General features: G+C 69.2%; 20 protein-coding genes and 2 pseudogenes. 14 read left to right on the forward strand and 8 right to left on the reverse strand.

The features are described 5' to 3' along the window. Positions 1-294 precede the first annotated feature (294 nt). A complete protein-coding gene (locus RV983_RS36325; RefSeq protein WP_475989964.1) occupies positions 295-1,515 on the forward strand; it encodes a phospholipase D-like domain-containing protein in 1,221 nt (406 codons plus the stop codon). A 566-nt stretch (positions 1,516-2,081) separates the two neighbouring features. Then, a pseudogene (locus RV983_RS36330) lies at positions 2,082-2,457 on the forward strand (hypothetical protein); the annotation flags it as partial. A gap of 473 nt (positions 2,458-2,930) precedes the next feature. On the opposite strand, the gene RV983_RS36335 reads toward RV983_RS36330, so the two are convergent. Both RV983_RS36335 and RV983_RS36340 read right to left on the reverse strand, forming a co-directional pair. Continuing rightward, positions 2,931-3,590, reverse strand: coding sequence for an Asp23/Gls24 family envelope stress response protein (locus RV983_RS36335; protein ID WP_475989965.1), 660 nt, complete (start codon positions 3,588-3,590; stop codon positions 2,931-2,933). Then, positions 3,581-4,213: an RNA polymerase sigma factor gene (locus RV983_RS36340; protein ID WP_475989966.1), complete on the reverse strand. Its 633-nt coding sequence runs from the start codon at positions 4,211-4,213 to the stop codon at positions 3,581-3,583. Before RV983_RS36340 ends, RV983_RS36335 begins: the two co-directional genes overlap by 10 nt. Positions 4,214-4,365: 152 nt before the next feature. Between RV983_RS36340 and RV983_RS36345 the strand changes: the two genes are divergently transcribed. The 5 genes from RV983_RS36345 to RV983_RS36365 all read left to right on the forward strand — a co-directional run bounded on the left by RV983_RS36345 (position 4,366) and on the right by RV983_RS36365 (position 6,891). Further along, on the forward strand, positions 4,366-4,854 hold the full coding sequence (locus tag RV983_RS36345) for an Asp23/Gls24 family envelope stress response protein (protein WP_475989967.1): 489 nt from the start codon (positions 4,366-4,368) through the stop codon (positions 4,852-4,854). A 79-nt stretch (positions 4,855-4,933) separates the two neighbouring features. Continuing rightward, entirely contained in the window at positions 4,934-5,125 is a 192-nt protein-coding gene (locus RV983_RS36350) for a hypothetical protein (protein WP_475989968.1), read from the forward strand. Beyond that, positions 5,122-5,538, forward strand: a complete 417-nt coding sequence (locus tag RV983_RS36355) for an Asp23/Gls24 family envelope stress response protein (protein WP_475989969.1) — start codon at positions 5,122-5,124, stop codon at positions 5,536-5,538. The genes RV983_RS36350 and RV983_RS36355 overlap by 4 nt, the downstream gene beginning before the upstream one ends. Positions 5,539-5,762: 224 nt before the next feature. Then, complete coding sequence (locus tag RV983_RS36360; RefSeq protein WP_475989970.1) at positions 5,763-6,263, forward strand: DUF6286 domain-containing protein; 501 nt, start codon at positions 5,763-5,765, stop codon at positions 6,261-6,263. 19 nt (positions 6,264-6,282) lie between these two features. Next, positions 6,283-6,891: an alkaline shock response membrane anchor protein AmaP gene (locus RV983_RS36365; protein ID WP_475989971.1), complete on the forward strand. Its 609-nt coding sequence runs from the start codon at positions 6,283-6,285 to the stop codon at positions 6,889-6,891. 205 nt (positions 6,892-7,096) lie between these two features. Here the strand turns inward: RV983_RS36365 and RV983_RS36370 are convergent, their stop codons facing one another. Both RV983_RS36370 and RV983_RS36375 read right to left on the reverse strand, forming a co-directional pair. Further along, positions 7,097-7,423 carry a serine hydrolase gene (locus tag RV983_RS36370; RefSeq protein WP_475989972.1) on the reverse strand — a complete coding sequence of 109 codons (327 nt, stop codon included), beginning with the start codon at positions 7,421-7,423 and terminating at the stop codon, positions 7,097-7,099. Positions 7,424-7,588: 165 nt separating this feature from the next. After that, positions 7,589-8,035, reverse strand: a complete 447-nt coding sequence (locus RV983_RS36375) for a Ku protein (RefSeq protein ID WP_475989973.1) — start codon at positions 8,033-8,035, stop codon at positions 7,589-7,591. Positions 8,036-8,325: 290 nt separating this feature from the next. Between RV983_RS36375 and RV983_RS36380 the strand changes: the two genes are divergently transcribed. Then, entirely contained in the window at positions 8,326-9,162 is an 837-nt protein-coding gene (locus RV983_RS36380; RefSeq protein ID WP_475989974.1) for an SCO2400 family protein, read from the forward strand. A gap of 89 nt (positions 9,163-9,251) precedes the next feature. Further along, positions 9,252-9,797, forward strand: coding sequence for a hypothetical protein (locus RV983_RS36385; RefSeq protein ID WP_475989975.1), 546 nt, complete (start codon positions 9,252-9,254; stop codon positions 9,795-9,797). On the opposite strand, the gene RV983_RS36390 is transcribed toward RV983_RS36385, so the two are convergent. Then, the gene (locus tag RV983_RS36390) at positions 9,754-10,443 is read right to left on the reverse strand and encodes an IS5 family transposase (RefSeq protein WP_475989976.1); all 690 of its coding nucleotides are present in this window, start codon (positions 10,441-10,443) and stop codon (positions 9,754-9,756) included. The genes RV983_RS36385 and RV983_RS36390 overlap by 44 nt on opposite strands. Positions 10,444-10,632: 189 nt before the next feature. Here RV983_RS36390 and RV983_RS36395 point away from each other — a divergent pair, with 189 nt between their 5' ends. Next, complete coding sequence (locus RV983_RS36395; RefSeq protein WP_475989977.1) at positions 10,633-11,181, forward strand: GNAT family N-acetyltransferase; 549 nt, start codon at positions 10,633-10,635, stop codon at positions 11,179-11,181. Between the two features lie 125 nt (positions 11,182-11,306). Here RV983_RS36395 and RV983_RS36400 read toward each other — a convergent pair whose 3' ends face one another. After that, a complete protein-coding gene (locus tag RV983_RS36400) occupies positions 11,307-11,615 on the reverse strand; it encodes an immunity 53 family protein (RefSeq protein WP_475989978.1) in 309 nt (102 codons plus the stop codon). A 69-nt stretch (positions 11,616-11,684) separates the two neighbouring features. Here RV983_RS36400 and RV983_RS36405 point away from each other — a divergent pair. From RV983_RS36405 to RV983_RS36415, 3 genes and pseudogenes are all read left to right on the forward strand, one after another. Next, positions 11,685-11,989 (forward strand): annotated as a pseudogene (locus RV983_RS36405) (helix-turn-helix domain-containing protein); the annotation flags it as partial. A gap of 216 nt (positions 11,990-12,205) precedes the next feature. After that, positions 12,206-12,448, forward strand: a complete 243-nt coding sequence (locus RV983_RS36410; RefSeq protein ID WP_475989979.1) for a hypothetical protein — start codon at positions 12,206-12,208, stop codon at positions 12,446-12,448. A 353-nt stretch (positions 12,449-12,801) separates the two neighbouring features. Beyond that, positions 12,802-13,605 (forward strand): glycine-rich domain-containing protein, encoded by an 804-nt coding sequence (locus RV983_RS36415; protein ID WP_475990560.1) that lies wholly within the window; start codon positions 12,802-12,804, stop codon positions 13,603-13,605. A gap of 236 nt (positions 13,606-13,841) precedes the next feature. Here RV983_RS36415 and RV983_RS36420 read toward each other — a convergent pair whose 3' ends face one another. Together RV983_RS36420 and RV983_RS36425 are read right to left on the reverse strand one after the other, a co-directional pair. Then, positions 13,842-14,360: a WYL domain-containing protein gene (locus RV983_RS36420; RefSeq protein ID WP_475989980.1), complete on the reverse strand. Its 519-nt coding sequence runs from the start codon at positions 14,358-14,360 to the stop codon at positions 13,842-13,844. 273 nt (positions 14,361-14,633) lie between these two features. Continuing rightward, on the reverse strand, positions 14,634-16,871 hold the full coding sequence (locus RV983_RS36425) for an MMPL family transporter (protein WP_475989981.1): 2,238 nt from the start codon (positions 16,869-16,871) through the stop codon (positions 14,634-14,636). 116 nt (positions 16,872-16,987) lie between these two features. Between RV983_RS36425 and RV983_RS36430 the strand changes: the two genes are divergently transcribed. Further along, positions 16,988-17,590 (forward strand): TetR/AcrR family transcriptional regulator, encoded by a 603-nt coding sequence (locus RV983_RS36430; RefSeq protein ID WP_475989982.1) that lies wholly within the window; start codon positions 16,988-16,990, stop codon positions 17,588-17,590. Positions 17,591-17,651: the final 61 nt, after the last annotated feature.

Genomic DNA, 17,651 nt, shown 5'->3' on the forward strand with positions numbered 1-17,651 from the left:
CGGTGAGCGGGGCCGTGAGGACGGTGCCGGGGCAACAGACCAGACAGCCGACGCGCGGTGCTGAAGCCGGGCGAAGGCAGTGCCCCGCTACGACACTTGGGCACGGCGAAGTTGGTCACCCTCGAGGCGGTATCGCGATGGTGCCTGACCGTTCGGCATTCTGGGAGCGATGGAGACGATCGTGATGGACAGACTGAGGCTGTGGGCTTCCGCCCTGGACGCGCGTCTTGGAGACCGCGTCCAGTCCGCCGCACCGGCATCCGCCCACTTCGGACCGTCCAGGAGAAGCACCACATGAGTATCGAGAAGACCCTTGTCACAGCCTTGGCCCTGGAGGATGACGGCGGCCTGGTGCAGGCGGGGGAGCGCAAACAGCGTCTGCGCCGGCGTCTGGAACGGCTGATCGGAGTTGCCGCGACCGAAGGCAACGAGCTTGTTCCACTGCGCAACGGGGACGAGATCTTCCCCGCGATGCTGGCGGCGATCCGCGGGGCCGAGCACATCATCGACATGATGACGTTCGTGTACTGGCGCGGCCAGATCGCCCGCGACTTCGCCGCTGCTCTGGCCGACCGCGCCCGCGCCGGTGTGCGGGTGCGACTGTTGCTCGACGGCTTCGGGGCCAAGGAGATCGAACAGGACCTCCTCGATGACATGGACGCAGCCGGAGTACAGGTCGCCTGGTTCCGTAAACCTGCGTGGATCTCCCCGCTCAAGCAGAACCACCGATGCCATCGCAAGGCCCTCATCGTGGATGAGCACACCGCGTTCACCGGCGGGGTCGGCATCGCCGAGGAATGGTGCGGCAACGCCCGCACGCCTCAGGAGTGGCGTGACACCCACGTCAAGGTTCGTGGGCCGGCGGTTGACGGGATCGCGGCTGCGTTTGCCCAGAACTGGGCCGAGTGCCACGACGAACTGTTCGATGACCGCGACCGCTTCACCGAACATACCCAGCCGGGCTCCTCGACCGTGCAGGTGGTGCGGGGCTCGGCCAGCGTCGGCTGGCAGGACATGCAGACCCTCATCCGCGTCATGCTCACCTCCGCCCAGGAACGCTTTCGACTGTCCACCGCCTATTTCGCCCCCGACACCTGCTTCATCGACCTGCTGTGCGCCACCGCCCGCCGCGGCGTCCAAGTCCAGATCCTGCTGCCCGGCCCGCACACGGACCAGCGTGCCTGCCAACTCGCGGGCCAGCACCACTACGCCGCGCTGCTCGCAGCCGGTGTCGACATCCGCCAGTACCAGCCGACGATGCTCCATACGAAAATCATGACGGTGGACCGGGTCGCCGCGCTGATCGGCTCCAGCAACTTCAACCGACGCTCGATGGAACATGACGAGGAAGTCATGCTTGCCGTCCTCGACGAGACCTTCACGGGCATCTTGGACGACGACTTCGATCACGACCTGACACGCAGCGCGGCGATCGAGGCAGCCCGGTGGAAGCGCCGGCCCCTGCCACAGCGTCTGAAGGAAGCCGCCGTCATCCCCGTGCGGCGCTTCCTGTGACCCTGCGGGCTCTGCGCGCGCTCTTCGCGCACAAGACTAGACGGGCGGCTCCGTGTCCGGCGGAGGCGGGACGGAGCCGCCGATGCGCATCAGGAGGTCGTTCTCGCAGAATGCCGGTGAATCACTTTCGGGTTCGGTGAGTCTGACAGGCGCAGCAGGGGAGCTGTACGCCCGAGGGATGGGGTGAGTTTCCGGCGGCGAGAGGAGTTCTGGGCGCACACCCCGATATGGGCCTCGAAGGAACTCCCCTGAATCCGGCGCTCGAGCGGATGGAGGGCAAAGTCCGACAGTCCCGGCCGCGTCGAACCGTCGTCAAATGAGGGGCCCCGCGTCGCCGGCGGGGCCCCGGGCCCTGTCCGTGAAAGACACAGACAGCGATGGAAGCCTATCGGCGCGCTCGCGAGGAAACACGGCCTCGCAGGCCGACGCGCTGAGATGTGAGCGCACCGTCGGTCCGGCCCCACGCGCAAGGCCTCGTTCCGGGTTCGTTAGCGAAGATCATGCGGGCGAAGGCGTGGACGTGGGTGCGCAGTGCGGCCAGTTCCGGGCAGCGGGCGCGGGTGCGGACCAAGAAAACAGACCTGCTCGGCCTCCTCTCCTCGGCCTGCCCGGAGATGAACGCGCTCGGGACTCACCGCCGAGTTCGCCGCGCTCCTGACCCTGGCCCAAGCCGACAACGACACGCTCCACCCGGTGGATCACGACCGTCCGCACTGTCGACTTGCCCCGCTGCAAAGCTTCTGCACCGGCTTCGAACTCGACCGCGCGGCGGTGAACGCCAGCCTCACCCTGCCCCACCACAACGGCCGGACCGAGGGCGCCAATACCCGAAAGGTCATGCGACAGATGCACGGCCGGGCAGAACAGTCACTACACCTGCTTCGACGAGCCGAAGTCAGCAAATGGACAAACCTGACGGACAGACCCTGCGCGGTCCCATGATCGTTCTTGTGGGCCGCGCCGATGTGACGCGTGCGCGGCCTGGTGGGTCTTGCTCGTGACGAGAAAGCAACAGTAGTGGGGAGGCAGGCCGCCTACCGAAGGTCACGCAGGTGTCCTGACGATCCGGGTGATGGTGACGGTCACGGTGAGGGCTGCCTCGGTTCCGCGGGCCGTGATGAGCGGAATGAGTGACGCTCGGGTCCGATCATGAATTGTGCGTGCGACGTCCACGACTCGGTGCCCGTCTGCCAAGACGCAGCGTATCTCTACCTGCCAGCCGGAGCCGTCCGGTTCGCGGGCGACGCGAACGCCTGACACAGGCGGGCCGATCCTGTGGTCCGCCGCTTCCGGAACGGGACGTGATGCTGCTCGGGCGAGGCGGCTGGCGAGAGTGGGCTGCAGGCCAAGCACCCCGCTGACCGCGAGGGCGGCCTCCGCGGCGCTCTTGCGTATGTCGGCAGGGTCGCAGTCCGTCATAGCGGGCTCTCCGGTCCCCCCTGGGCGCACTCTGCAATGCTCGGCGACCAGCCGGCATGGTTCACGTCGATCACCGTGACGTCTACTGCGGCCGCCACTAGGCCCAGTGCGCGGTCGGCGGCGTCTCGTACCGCCCGCCGCACCAGCTCGGCTGTCTCGGGCAGGGGACGGTTCAAAGCGGCGGTCAAAGTGATGCGTACGTGTATGCAGGCTGGCAAGTCGGCTTGAGTGAGGCGGCAACTGGCGCCCGTCACGCCGAGTATCGAGTCGGCAGCGCTCCGCAGCACGCCGGCGGCGGTGTGTTCGGCGATCCGCAGAGCACACATGGGGTCACCAAGCGGCAGCATCGGCCCCAGTAGCACTTCGTTCCGAACGATTTCCATGACGCGGGAGATGATCTTCTGCGGGCTGGGCGGTTCCTGGTCCCGCAGCGCCTGCGTCGCCCTGTCCAGTGCGCTCAGGCCGTCTGCGGCATCGCGACAGTAAGGGCATCCGGTGACATGGGGGTCCGCGGGCAGGCCGGTGTCGCGAGTTTGTTCCCAGGCCTGCCTCAGGGTGCGTCCGCAAGTGAGCACTTCGTCGCCGGGGTAACGGCGGACCTCGTCGCCGAGGCAACCGTCTGCCGGAGGCTGGGGAGAGCGGTCGTTCAGCGCCATGGGCCCAATGCCTCCTTCAGGGTTCGTCGTGCTCGGTACAGTCGTCCGCGGACCGTTTGCTGGGTGGTACCGGTGACGTGAGCGATCTGCGCGTAAGGGAGTCCATGCAGTTCCCGCAGGATCCAACAGATGCGCTGTTGCGGTTCAAGCGCGCTGAGCGCACCGGTCAGGGCGTCAGTGAGGGCGTCCTGTTCGGCTGCGCGCGCCGGCGAACTCCGCATACCGGGGGCGGCGGGTTCGGCCACCGAAGTCAACGGTACCGGGGCCGGCCGGTTGCGTAGCGAGTTCAAGCAGCGGTTGACGGTAATGCGGTACATCCACGTCCCGAACGCCGAGCCGTGACGGAATTCGGGCAGACGCCGCCACGCGCTGATAAACGCGTCTTGGACGGCATCCTCGGCGTCCTGCCGGTTGCCCAGGGTGTGGAGGGCCAGGGTGAGCAGGGGGCGGCTGTGGCGCCGCACCAGAATCGCAAAGGCTTCCTCGTCACCTTCGCCGGCGCGCGTCACCAGCAAGCCGTCCGGCGCGGACGGCAGGCCGTCGACCAGCCGCCGGGGAACGGGGCCCGGGAGCATGCTGGCGTCGGCCGCTCGATGTGGGGAAGTGCCGGCGCTGCGGGGCATGACCGCACCTCCTCCCTGCGGTGCTATACGTGCCCGATTCCAGCCATGTGATGTCGGTTCGCGAATATGCGTGACGAATCGCGCGACGGATGTGTCCAACGTTGTGACGGGCTCCGTACCGGTGCCCGCAGCAACCGATCGAGGCGACTGCGATGACGGACACCACAGACCGTCCCCTCACCGGACAGAAAGGCTCCGCCGGGACCGGTGCGACACTGAAGGGACCGACCGGCCCGGGAACCTCCCCCGAAACACGGGGCAAGACCACCATCGCCGACGACGTCGTGGCCAAGATTGCGGGAACTGCCGCCCGTGATGTACCCGGGATCCACAACCTTGGTGCGGGCATGGCTCGTGCCATGGGCGCAATGCGCGAACGCGTCCCCGGCGGGGGAACCGGCAGCGTCAGCCGCGGAGTGAAGTGCGAGGTGGGCGAGAGCCAGGCCGCGCTGGATCTCGATGTCGTCGTCGAATACGGCTATGCCATTCCTGACGTTGCAGCGGAGGCCCGCGTCAGCGTCATCTCTGCCGTGGAACGCATGACCGGCCTTGAGGTCGTCGAGGTGAACCTCGTCGTCGACGACGTAAAGCTGCCCGACGAAGAAGATGAAACCGATCCGGCCGAAGGCCGGGTTCAATGAATCCGTCGGTGGGCGTCCCATCGGGCACGAATCGCGCCCGAAGCGCGGCACACGCCGGTGCGGGGAAGGTGAGTGAATCATGAATGCAGCGACAGTGGGTCTGGCAGCCGGAGTCGCCCTGGGTTTCGCCGGCTTCTTCGGCGGGTTCTGGGCTTTCCTCCTGGTTGCGGTCCTGGGCGCGGTGGGTTTGGTCGTCGGACTCGTTCTGCAGGGCGACGCGGACGTGTTCAGCCGGTTGCAGCGGGATACGTCCGGTCGGCGGCCCCGGTGAGCGCGAACACTCATGCCGTCGGATCAGCCGGCCTTCCCGCTGGTGAGCATGCGCATGACGCCGCCCCCGGTTGGGTGCCGCCTGCCGAGCGCGGCACGACGGTGATCCCTGACCGGGTGGTGGCCCGCATCGCCGCCCGGGTCGCGAGCACTGCGCTGCGTCAGATCACCGACCCGCGAAATCGACGCACGGAGCTGGCCGCACCTAAGGCGCGAGTGACCACGTACGGCAAGGGGGCACAGCTGGCGCTGTCGGTGGACCTTCCCTACCCCGCTGACATCACCGATACCTGTCAACAACTGCAGCGCGAGGTCGCCGACGGGGTGGCGCGACTGACGGGTCTGGACGTCCGCGACGTCACGCTGACCATTCGGCGCCTGGCCACCGCCGACGGATCGGGCCGCGTTATGTGATCTCCGCTGACACCGGCCGATGATCACGCACCGACGAAGGAGCCCCGATGACTCTCCCATCAGGCCCTGCACCGCCGCGTCGCCATGAGCAGCCGTCCGAAACCGAAAAGGCCGCCGGCGCGGGCCGGCCCCGCACCCGCAGTGATACGACGTGGTCGCCCGCGCACGGCCGCCGGGGGGCGAGATCGCCGCGCCTGTGGTCGGCACGCCGCATCCCCGCCGCGGTGGTGGCTCTGCTGGCCTTTTGCGCCTTCGGGGTGCTGCTGTACGACGTGATCGCGGTGCGAGCCGGGCACCGCGCCGGAGCATGGCGCACCCGCCTCGCCGACGAGCTGGCCAACCGTCCGGTCGACGATCTGTGGATGCTGGTGGGCGCCGCTGTCGCCGCCGTCGTCGGCCTGTGGCTGCTCTTCCTCGCGCTCACCCCCGGCCTGCGCCGATGGCTGCCACTCCGGGCACCTGAGGGTTTTACCGGACTGCGGGCCTGGCTGGACCGCCGGGGAGCCGAACTCTTGTTGCGTGACGCGGCGATGCGGGTCCCCGGCATCGGCCGCGCGTGGGTCCGGGTCGGGCGCCGCCGCGTCGTCGTCCGCGCCGATGTCCGCTTCCGCGACACGGCAACCGTCCGCGACGACCTTCGTGCGGCCGTGCAGGACCAGTGCCGCCAGCTCGCCCTGGCACTTGCCCCACGACTCACCATCCGAGTACGACAGCACGTCCGTTGACCCGCCCCGGGAGCCTGCCATGAACGGCCGATCCACGCTCAACCGTCTCCTCCTGGCCATCAGCGGCCTGGTGCTGCTGAGCGGCGGGCTGCTGATCTTCACCGCCGGCATCGACTTCTACCGTCTGCTGCACGTCGCTCCACCAGCCGGATGGCCACTGACCACGCACAACGACGTACTGCTCAGCAACGCCGACCGGGTCCGCTGGACCGACCAAGGCTGGTGGTGGTGGCCCGCTGTCATCGCCGCCCTCACCGTGACAACCGCCTTGGCCCTCCTCTGGCTGCTCGTCCAACTTCGTCGCCGCCGCCCCGGTGCAGTGCGCCTGGGCGGAACGCCTCCGCCCACTGGTGTCGAACTGCGAGGCCGCGCCCTCAGCGACGCCGTCGCAGACGAAGCGCGTGCCTTGCCCGGCGTCGGACGGGTCAGGGCCCACATGACCGGACGGCCCGCGCACCCGCAACTCGAGGCGGCGCTCACGCTGACAGAGCACGGCGCACCCGCCCCTGTCCTTCAGGCGTTCTGTCGCGGACCCGTGGCGCAAGCACGCGACTGCACCGGCTTGACCGACCTGCCCACCCGTGCGCACTTTGAGGTCGGCAAACACAAAGCGCGCCGCGTCGAATAGAGCGCTATCACGCCCGCGGACAGAGCGCCGGATCTCGGCTCTCGGCAGCCAGTCCGTTCCACCCGCGCGTCGGAGATCGGGACCGTTCCCGGCTCGGCCGGGACCATTCCGGTTCCGAAGGTAGAGGTCAGCAGATCTCGCAGCGTGATCGGGCGTATTGCCGCAACGGTGTGGTCCAGCGGTCCGTGGGGATTGGCGAGCACGGTCATGTCCGCCAGTTCTGGGAGGGGTCGTCGACCGCGTCATCGAGTCGGAGGGTGCGGTCCTCGACGAGCGTCATCGCACAGGCGGCGACGATTGGCTTGCTCATCGAGCCCATACGACAGATCGCGTCGCCTGCCATCGGCGTCGTCGCCCCAGCGCCCTCGAACGCGAGAGTGCCCGTTGCGTGGATGTGCACCTCGCCGTGACGGGCCAGAACAGCCACCACCCCCGGGACGAAGCCGGACGCTACGTGACGCTCGAGCAGCGCACGCGCCCGAGTCAGCCGTTTCGACGAGAACCCACCAGCAGTCACCCGTCTCCTCCTCATCCCTCCGTAGGCAAGTTACAGCTTCGGTCGCCCCGTTGGACGTTCGCCGCCAGATCCGCATGGTCGCCATGTCCGCCGAAGGACGACCAGGTACAGCGAGAACAAGCTGTGGCACTTCCACTCGGCGATCCGCGCGTCTGTGGCGGATCTCATCGGTCACCGGCCTCACGAATGCTGGCTTCCCACGGCCGCCATCAAGTCCACCGCCGACACCGGCTCCGGAGGCTCCTCCACCATGCCGCCCGACATCTTCGCTACGACCAGCTGCTCCAGCGCCCCCGCATACTCGTCGTGCAGGTTCGCAATGTCCATTCCGGCCAGTTGCTCCATCAGTATCTCGGCGAGCTCCACTTCCCGGTCGGTGACCGGAGCCGACGAAGACCGGTCGCCGGGCTCGCGGATCTCCTCCGGCCACAGCAGCGTGTGGAGGACGAGCATCCCGTGCCGGGGCCTCAGGACCGCCAGGCGCTCCCGGGTGCGCAAGGTGACCTTGGCGACCGCGACTGTCCCGTGCCGGGCCAGCGCCTCCACAAGGAGCGCGTACGGCCGCTGTCCCTGGTCGCCGGCGGCGCCGACCCAGTAGGGGCGGCTCTGGAACGCTTGCGCCACCATTCACGGCCTCACTGCGGTTCGCCTCCAAGCGCGACCGTCCCAAACTGGTGCCGCGGCACTGAAGACGATCTACACCGCGCCGACCGAACAGGCAGCCTCGCTCCGCCGGTCACGACGACCTGAGCGATGTGCGAGCCGGAACCGCCGAGGGATCTTTCCAAGAGCGTCACAGGTTTTGCGCACCGCCTTCGGGAGGTGCCGTTAGCGTTGCTGGCCCCGCCGATCCCGCACGCGAACGGGAACAGGCGGCCGACGTTCACGGCGGCGCCGTCAGCACAGAGAGACCACAGATGGACTACTGCACCTCATGCCGGCGGCACCTCAACGGGGCCCTGGCATGTCCAGGGTGCGGCGCATACGCGCCGGACATCGCGCCGCCCTCCCATGGCCCAAATGGGGCTGGGACGACCGCCATGGCGCGGGAGCACCCCCTGGAGGGGTTCCCCGCCTCAGAGCTGTATCCCGGCGCTCCTCGCTTCGATGCCGACCCGAACGGGTCCGGCGCGTTTGAGGACGTAGTGGCGGAAGCACCGGGCGCCGGTTCGGCGTCAGCAACCGCCGACCCCGCCATGCAGGGACGCGCGGCCCGGCGTCGACAGATGGCGCGTTGGAAGAAGCACCGGCGCCGGGCCGCGGCCGCGACGGCCTTCGCGCTCGTCGGCGGCGGACTGACCATCGCCGCGCTGCCGAACGGGGCTTCCAAGGGCCCATCCAACGCGACCTCCGCACCGGAGTCGGTGACCGTAGCCACTACCCGGACGAGGCTGGTTGCCACGGCATCGGCGCAGCCGAACACCCAGGCGCGGCATCCCGGTAACCGCCCGCCCACAACCAGCCCGCACCAGAGGACCACAGCTCTCGCGGTACCGGGTCCTGCGACGACGTACGCGTCACCTGACCCCGCACCCGCGCCGAACAGCGGGACGAACGTTCACCAGGCCGGCACCACAGCCACGCTGACGCACACGACCGCCACGGCCACACCAGCGCCCGCGTCCACCGAGGGCAATGACACGGCCACGTCGCACGCGAGCCCGGCGCCCACGGCACCGGCAACCCCAACCCCCACCCCAAGGCAAACGGCGCCCCCGAAGCACCTGTGCCTGCTCGTTCTGTGCCTCGGCTGACTAAGAAGCCGTCCTCTTTCCGAATCTGATGTGCGAGTTTTCGCAGGTCAGGCGTGCTGTCCGCGTTGCTGGGACAGGCTGGGTGTGTCTTGTTCGTCCTGGCGGATGTGGAGGTCGTGGATGCCGTCGATGCGGGCTGTGCTGGAGGGCCGCGAAAGGCTGCGCTGGTGCGGGTGGAGGAACTACGGGCCGAACTTGAGCGGGTGACGGAAGCCCTCGCCGTGGCGGAGGATGTGTTGCGGTGCCGGGCGATCGGGCTGGAGCAGTATCTCGAGGCGGTGGCCGAGCAGGAGGCTCCCGCCCTGGCCGGCGGGTCGGCTGCGGTGGAGGAGCCGGCGCCGGGGCTGGGGCGGGAGCCGCGCAGGGCTGTGGTTCGGATGGAGAGCGGGGTGTCGGTGGAGGCCCTGGGTCTGGATTACCGGCGGATCATGGCCGCTTTCGACAGCTCGGGCGGGATGGGGCTGACGGCGAGGCAGGTGGCCGCTCACCTGGGATGGGACACGGCCCTCGCCTCGCGGGTCGAGGGCGCGCGGGGCAGGCTGAAGCGGCTGGCGGAACGGGGCTGGCTCCGTGAGGAGCGGCCTGGTCTGTTCACGCTGCCGTCCGCGTCAGGGCTGGTTGCCGCTGCGGCGTAGTGGCGGTGCGGCGGGCCAGGCGGCGGCTCATGAGCATGGTCATGGACCACAGGATCATCGCCTCGCTGCTGGCGGTGTGCGCTTCGTAGTCGCGGGCCAGGCGGCGGGAACGCATCAGCCACGCAATGCTCCTTTCCACGACCCACCTGCGTGGGAGGACGGTGAACCCGCTGATGGTGTCGCTGCGTTTGATCACCTTGAGGGTGAGGCCGAGCGTGCGGGCGGCCCAGTCGACGAGGTGGCCGGTGTAGCCGCTGTCGGCCCAGATCAGCCGCAGCTTCGGGAAGCTGTTGCGCAGGGCGGGCAGCATTGTGGCGGCGGCGTCGCGGTCGGTGGTGGACGCCGGGGTGACCAGCACGGTCAGCAGCAGTCCGAGGCAGTCCACGATCAGGTGCCGTTTACGCCCGTTGATCTTCTTGCCGCCATCGAAGCCACGTGAGTCGTTCCTGACGGTGGCGTCGGCCTTCACCGACTGTGAGTCGATCACGGCCGCGGTCGGCTCGGTGTTCCGGCCCTCGGCCGTCCTCACCCGCTCCCGCAGCCGGTCGTGGAGTTCGCGGATCAGCTGGTTGTCCCGCCAGCGGCGGAAGAACGCGTACACGCGTTTCCAGGGCGGGAAGTCCGCGGGCGGGTTCCGCCACTTCACGCCGTTGTCGACCAGGTACCGGATTAGGGCGAGGACGTGAACAGGCCTCTCTCGGACCCCGGTGGCAATGGTCCCGTCCAGCTACTGAATTTGAATGCGTGATGTCGCGGCCTGCCGCTCTCTCGTGACGGGCCCAGCATGCAGCGACGAAGGGTCCATGCCCGGCGGATGTGCGTTAGTTTGCCCGCCATGATTGAACTTGGACCAATCCCCTGGCCACCTGCCCCGATCAGGACCGAGCGGCTCGTGCTCCGCGAGTCCGAGGCCCGCGACCGCGCAGGGCTGATCGAGCTGTTCGCCTCGCCAGAGGTGGGTACCTACATCGGTGGTCCTCGACCGCGTGATGAGCTGGAGCGCTCGGTGCCTGAGTTGCCTGGGCAACGCCCTGGCTTTTTTGTGGTCGAGCTCGACGGAGCGTTGATCGGCATGGTCACGCTTGACCGGCTTGCCCCAGAGCATCCGGGTCATGCCCGCCCGGAAGGCGGCGAGGCCGCGCTCGGCTACATGTTCCTCCCGCAGGCGTGGGGATACGGGTACGCCACCGAGGCGTGCGCAGCGGTACTCGACTGGTTCGCCGACACGCTTCCCGGCGAGCCAGTCGTGCTCACCTCCCAGACCGCCAACGCCCGCTCGACGCGCCTCGCGACGAAGCTGGGTTTCACCGAGGTGGCGCGGTTCGAGGACTACGGCGCTGAGCAGTGGCTTGGCGTCCGGTCCCCGGTCACGCCGTCCGTTTGAGCTCGTGCTCTTTACCGCGAGGCGGCCTCACCACCGAGCGGCAGGCCCGACATCACGCATTCAAGTTCAGTAGTGCTCTGACCGCATAGTTTCACGGGTTTGGGTATCTCCGGTCCTGCCAGCGCTCACGAGGGGGGCGTTGTTGCCCAGGTTCGGAACAGGGTGAGGGCCTCGGTGAGATTTCCGGGACCGCACGCGGCGTGGAAGGTCTTCTCAGCGGTCCAGGTGCGGACCCAGTCCTGCGTGCTGCGCTTGGCCTCTTGGATGGTGTAGTCGCGTCCTTCCAGGTCCGTCTCCTCCAAATCAATCTCGATGGTCCAGCCGGGATTGTCGAGCGTGGCGATCTTCACGCCCCACGAGTGCTCCCAGTCGCCGTCGCACTGCTGCGCGTACCAGTTCTGCAGCCAGTCGAGAAGGGGCTCCGAATCGCTCATGGCAGGAGATGCTAAGCGAGTCGCGCGCCGGGTTCGGGCCTGACTGGTCCGGCCTGCAAGGGAGAAGCGATGGCGGAACCGGTGCGAGTACGCAGACTGACCGATCAGGAGGGGCAACGACTGCAGCAGATCGTGCGCCGAGGCAGCACCAGCTCGGTGCGCTACCGCCGCGCGATGATGCTGCTGGCGTCGGCCGGCGGAACCGGGTGCCCGTCATCGCCCAGCTCACGGCGGCCGGCGAGGACACCGTGCGTGACCTCAACCACCGCTTCAACGAGATCGGCTTGGCCTGCTTGGACCCTCAGTGGGCGGGAGGCCGTCCCCGCCTGCTCAGCGCTGACGACGAGGACTTCGTCGTCGCGATGGCCACCACCTGCTGCGCGCCGACGATCGCCCCGCCTGCCACCTTGCGCCGGCGCGCGAACCTTCCATAGCAGCGACATCATCAGCGGGCCGAGCACTGCACCGACCCATGCGGCAACCACGGTCGCCCCATCGTTCGGGCCTTCCCGCCCGCACACAACCGCACCCACTGAAAAGACACCATGCTCGACGCCGCTTACCCCCTTCCCGACGCTGCTCGCGGGACCATGGACGCCACGACCCAGAACACCACCCCCGACGACGAGGGCCGCGTCCGCGTCCACGTCGTCCTCCTCTTCGGCGACCAGGCCGAGATCACCGCCGACGCCGCCGATGCTGACACCCCCGAGCGGTACCCGGCCGCCGAGGTCGCGGCCGCCGTCGGCCTCGGCCTCAAGGAGCTCCCGGGCAAGCGGCTGACGGCCCGCGTGGGCGCCGGCAACCGGCTCGAGGACTTCCGCCTCGCCTGACCCGCACCCCCAGCGTGGCGCAGCGGCCCGGAACCCCACCGTGGGGATCCGGGCCGCTGTACGTGCAGTCGAGGTTCGCTGTCGTCGGGGTCACTCGGTCGGCTACTGAATGTGCATTATTCGGCACGCAGGGCGATTCTTGCTGTGGGTTCGGTGCTGTCCCCCGACAGCTTCTTCTCTCCTGGTGAGCGGCGTCCGCCGCGCGTTGTGGGCCTCTTGCTGGAGGTGACGTGTTGTCCCGAATAGCCATACCTCGGGCGTGGTGGGCAGTGGCCGCGAGCGTGGCCCTGGTGTCCAGTGCTCTGACGGGTGCTGCGTATGCGGAGGGCGCCGGTGGCGCTCCGGCCGGCGCTGTGAAGCCCGGCGCGGAGACCGGTCTCGCGGACCCGTGCTCGCTGTTCCCGGCCTTCCCCGGGTACTGCCCCGGCCGTCCTGGGCATCACGGGCACCCGGGGCGTCCCGGGATTCCCGGTCCGCCAGGACCGCCCGGACCGCAGGGCCCTGCCGGTCCTCAGGGCGAGACCGGCCCGCAGGGGCCTAGCGGACCTGTCGGTCCTCAGGGGCCTCCTGGTGTCGCCCCGGCTCACGGCCTGTTGGACTACGACGATCCCGGTACCTTCGCATTCGTCCCGCCCGCGAATGTCACCACAGTCTTCGTCCAGGCGTGGGGCGGCGGCGGAGGTGGTGCGAGTGGTGCCGACCCCCTCAGTGGATCCGGTGGTGGCGCCGGGGGCTTCGCCTGGTGCGTCCTGCCCGTCCAGCCCAGTACACCGGTCACGGTGTTCGTAGCCGCAGGAGGCGTGGGCCAGTCCGGAGAAAGGGACGGCCTTGTCGGCGGAAATAGCGGGGCGATCAACAGCCTCGGCAATTTCGTGGCCGGCTTCGGCGGCCTCGGTGGGAAATTCCTGCCCCCAGCTGGTGGTGCGGGCGGCATGGGCGAATGCAACGGCATCCAGGGCACGGTCCGTCAAGGCGCCACCGGCGGCGCTGGATCGTTCTCGAATGCTGCGCCCGGCGGCCTGGGAGGCCTTCCGGCAGTGGACGGCGTCATCGAGCCGGCGCCGGCGGGTGCTGGCACCGGCGGCACCGGCGGCGCTGGCGGCGCCGACAACACCGGTGACAACGGCGGCATCGGATATGTCGTTATCTGGTGGTAGCGGACTTCCGCCTCGCCTGACCCGCGCCATGGCGCAGCACAGCGGCCCGGAACCGGGGTCCCGGTAGGAACGGAACGGAACGCAACGGACAGCCGGTGTTGCTGTCAAATTTTTTTGACGACCGGTGATCCGGGATGGGCTTCTGGCATGGCAAGCGTCATGCTCGATCGAACACGCGAGGCCATTGCGGGGGCGCCGATCCGACGATAGAGGCTCTGTCGCGGTAAATCAGGTATTCACCGCGGCAGGGCTCCCGGCTGTCGTTCGGCGGCGGCGGCAAGTTGACCCGCCAACTCCTTGAGGGCTTGGCGGAGTTCGTCGGGGCTGTGGATGGTGAAGGGCCACTCGAGCGAGGCGAGCAGGTGCGCCATGCCGTCGAGGCGTTCCGCCCGGGCCCGCATTAGCACGCCGATGGGTTGGGCGGTGAGCGTGACAGCCGTGCGCGGCAGCCTGCGGGCGATCTCGTCGAGGGGGCCGTGGATCATCACCTCGACCTGCCAGCGGTAGGGCCCCTGAGCGAGGGTCGCAGTGAGGTGGGCGACGGGGTCGAAGCCGTCGGGGGTGGCGAAGTTCTGCGGGCGGGGGGTGACGGAGGCGATGCGGTCGATGCGGAAGGTCCGCAGGTCGGCGCGGAGGCGGTCGTGGCCGACGACGTACCAGCGGCCGGTGTGGAAGACCACGCCGTAGGGGTCGATGTCGCGCTCGGTCTGGTCCTGCCGCCAGGACTGGTACGTGATGCCGACGGTCACCATCATTCGTGAACTTGCCTACCTACGCCGCCGTGCGCGCGTGCACCCCGAGGGGAAACCCTGAAATCTTCCACGCCCGCAGCACGACCTCGGCCCCCGTCGCTTCGCCGTGACGGGGGCCGATCCAATGGCGCGAGGACCTGGCGGATTCCGGACCGTAGCCCTCGCACTCGCTCCCTCAGCCTGCTCGGTCTCGATCACAGGCGCACGTGGAGAGGGATTGATGGGTGATGTCGGCGTCCGACGCGTGAGGAGCCCTCGGCCCGACGCAGTGGTCGATCAGTCCTTGCCGGCCGGTACAGGTTCGGCGGCGACGGCAGCCGCTGGTTCGTCTGTGGTGCGCGGGGGCAGGGAGTCGCCCTCGATGTCCACGTTCGGCACGGCGCGGTCCAGCCACGTGGGCAGGGCCCAGGCGTGGCGGCCGAGCAGGCTCAGTACCGCGGGGACGATGGTGAGGCGGACCACGAAGGCGTCGATGAGGACGCCGACGGTCAGCGCGAAGCCGATCGTCTTGACGGTCGGGTCGTGGTTGAAGATGAAGCCGCCGAACACGGCCGCCATGATGAGGGCCGCCGCCGTGACGACCCGCCCGCTGCGCTCCACGCCGTACTCGACGGCGGCCCGCGCGTCCCGGTGGTGGTGGAAGTGCTCCCGCATCCGGCTGACCAGGAACACCTCGTAGTCCATGGCGAGGCCGAACAGGACGCCGATCAGCAGGACCGGCACGAAGCAGGCGATCGGGGCCGCCGCTGCGACCTGGAACAGTCCGGTGAGGTGGCCGTCCTGGAAGACCCATACGACCGCGCCGATGCCGGCCGCGATGGACAGCAGAAAGCCGAGAACAGCCTTGAGAGGCACCAGGATCGAGCGGAAGGCCAGCATCAGCAGGAGCAGCGCGAGCACCACGATGATCGTGACGAACAGCGGCAGGGCCGAGGACAGCTTCGCCGACACGTCGATTCCGGCGGCGGTCGCACCGGCGACGTAGGCCGCGCCGCCCGCGTCGGTCACCGGGGTCACCGCATGGTCGCGCAGCCGGTGCACCAGGTCGGTGGTCTTCTGGTCGTCGGGGCCGGTCTTGGGTACGACGCCGAGCACGGTGATCGCGCCGTCCTCGGTGGCCCGGGGCGGGGCGACGGTCGCGATGTCCGGATCCTGGCCGACGGTGTCGGCGACCTGCCCGACGACCGTCTCGCGCTGCGCGGTGGGTATGCGGGTGCCGTCGACGACGACCACGAGGGTCGCGTTGAAGCCGGGACCGAAGCCCTTGGTGAGGAGTTGGTAGCTCTTGTGCTGGGTGCTCGCGGTGGGCTGGGTCTCGTTGCTCGGCAGTCCGAGGCGCAGTCCGGTGGCGGGCAGGGCCAGGGCGAGCAGCCCGAGGACGCTCACGACCAGCACCGGGATGGGGAAGCGTGTCATGAGGCGGCCCCAGGCCAGACCCCAGGCCCCGGGCTTGCGCTGGCGGCCAGGTGCCTGAGTCCGCGGAGAACTCGCCCCCGGCCGTGCGCTCTTGGGTCGCAGGCGTTCGCCGAGGAAGCCCAGCAGGGCCGGTACGAGGGTGAGGGCCACCAGGACCGCGAGGAGTACGGTTCCGGCCGCGGCAAGGCCCATCACGGTGAGGAAGGGGATGCCGGTCGTGGCGAGCGCGGCGAGCGCGATGACGACCGTCACGCCCGCGAAGGTCACGGCGCTGCCCGCCGTCGCGGTGGCGCGGGCGATCGAGTCGGGCACGTCCTGCTCGGGATCGGCGAGTTGTTCGCGATGGCGGGAGACGATGAACAGGGCGTAGTCGATCCCGACCGCCAGGCCGATCATCAGCGCGAGGACGGTCGCGGTGCTCGTCATCTCGATGAAGCGGGACAGGAACTGGACGGTCATCACACCGACCCCGACGCCGACGAGGGCCGTCACCAGGGGCAGCCCGGCCGCCACGAGCGAGCTGAGCGCGAGCGCGAGCACCACGAAGGCCACGACCACGCCGATGACCTCGGCGGGGCCGCCGACCTCGGCCGGCGGGGTGGACACGGTGCCGCCCAGTTCGACCTCGAGGCCGGCCTTCCTCGCCGGGTCCAGGGCGTCGTCGAGCCGGTCCTTGGCGGACTGGGGCACGCTGTTGGCCGGCTTGCCGAACAGTGCGTCGGCGTAGCCGATGGTGCCGTCCTTCGACACGGCGCCGGTCTTCGCGGGGTCGGAGACGTTGATGACCCCCGGCACCGCGGCGACCTGCTTGAGGGTCGCGACGATCGCGCGTTGCTCCTTCTCACCGGAGAGTTGCGCGCCTTCGGGCGCGGCGAACACGATCCGGGCCGTGCCTCCCGCGGCTTGCGGGAACTTCTCCTTCAGCAGGTCCTGGGCCTGCTGGGACTCGACGCCCGGTACCGAGAACTCCGTCGACGCCTTTCCGCCCAGGGTGGTGCCCAGGCCGGCGGCCACCGCGAGGAGCAGTACCCACATCGTGAGTACCCGGTACCGGCGGCGCGCCGCCCAACGTCCCAGCGCGTACAAGCGTTTCGCCACGGCAGATCTCTTTCGTCTCAAGGGTCGCCGGCTGTCGGTCCAGCAGGATTTTTTGCAGCGTAGTGCATTTTTACTGCACGATGTAAAAATGCAGGCCCGCGGCTATGCTGGACGGCATGGACAGGGTTACGACGGGGGACGGCCTGCGTGAACGCGGCAAAGCCAAGCGGCGGGCCGCGATCACACGCGCGGCCTTCGAACTCTTCGCCGCGCAGGGCTACGACGCCACGACGATCGCGGAGATCGCCGCGGCGGCCGAGGTGTCCCCACGGACGGTGACGCTGTACTTCCGCTCCAAACAGGACATCGCCTTCGCGTCCTTCGACGCCACGGTGCTGCACCTGACGGAGGTGCTGCGCGGCCGCGCCGCGGGGGAAAGCGTCATGCACGCCCTGGAGCGCTGGTTGCGCAAGGAGGCAGCCTGCTACGACGAGACCGACGAGCTCGAACAGCGCATGTTCGAGGCCAACCCGGAACTGCGGGCGGTGCGCACCGCGCGGATGGCGGCGGCCATCGAGGAGGGCGCCCGCATCATCGCCGAGGACACCGGCCAGGCCCCGGACGGGATCGCCCCCCGCCTCGCCGCCGCCGCGGCCGCGGCTGTGGTCGCCGAGATCTTCCAGCACCCCGAGGGAAGCGACCGCGACCAGGCCATCAGCGCGGCCATGGACTTCCTGACCGCCGGCATCGAGGCCGTGACCGTGAGCGCACGGCGCTGACTTCCGCGTCCGGAGGGGTGCTCCCGGTGGTGCCCCCGGTGTGGGTCGGGCGAATGGGCCG

It is taken from the genome of Streptomyces sp. RLA123 (assembly GCF_056270165.1).

Bases quoted from the DNA above. Each gene is read 5' to 3' on its own strand.
- RV983_RS36325 (WP_475989964.1), top strand. From the start codon at position 295: ATGAGTATCGAGAAGACCCTTGTCACAGCCTTGGCCCTGGAGGATGAC.
- RV983_RS36335 (WP_475989965.1), bottom strand. From the start codon at position 3,590: ATGGCGCTGAACGACCGCTCTCCCCAGCCTCCGGCAGACGGTTGCCTC.
- RV983_RS36340 (WP_475989966.1), bottom strand. From the start codon at position 4,213: ATGCCCCGCAGCGCCGGCACTTCCCCACATCGAGCGGCCGACGCCAGC.
- RV983_RS36345 (WP_475989967.1), top strand. From the start codon at position 4,366: ATGACGGACACCACAGACCGTCCCCTCACCGGACAGAAAGGCTCCGCC.
- RV983_RS36350 (WP_475989968.1), top strand. From the start codon at position 4,934: ATGAATGCAGCGACAGTGGGTCTGGCAGCCGGAGTCGCCCTGGGTTTC.
- RV983_RS36365 (WP_475989971.1), top strand. From the start codon at position 6,283: ATGAACGGCCGATCCACGCTCAACCGTCTCCTCCTGGCCATCAGCGGC.
- RV983_RS36370 (WP_475989972.1), bottom strand. From the start codon at position 7,423: ATGAGGAGGAGACGGGTGACTGCTGGTGGGTTCTCGTCGAAACGGCTG.
- RV983_RS36375 (WP_475989973.1), bottom strand. From the start codon at position 8,035: ATGGTGGCGCAAGCGTTCCAGAGCCGCCCCTACTGGGTCGGCGCCGCC.
- RV983_RS36380 (WP_475989974.1), top strand. From the start codon at position 8,326: ATGGACTACTGCACCTCATGCCGGCGGCACCTCAACGGGGCCCTGGCA.
- RV983_RS36395 (WP_475989977.1), top strand. From the start codon at position 10,633: ATGATTGAACTTGGACCAATCCCCTGGCCACCTGCCCCGATCAGGACC.
- RV983_RS36400 (WP_475989978.1), bottom strand. From the start codon at position 11,615: ATGAGCGATTCGGAGCCCCTTCTCGACTGGCTGCAGAACTGGTACGCG.
- RV983_RS36410 (WP_475989979.1), top strand. From the start codon at position 12,206: ATGGACGCCACGACCCAGAACACCACCCCCGACGACGAGGGCCGCGTC.
- RV983_RS36420 (WP_475989980.1), bottom strand. From the start codon at position 14,360: ATGATGGTGACCGTCGGCATCACGTACCAGTCCTGGCGGCAGGACCAG.
- RV983_RS36430 (WP_475989982.1), top strand. From the start codon at position 16,988: ATGGACAGGGTTACGACGGGGGACGGCCTGCGTGAACGCGGCAAAGCC.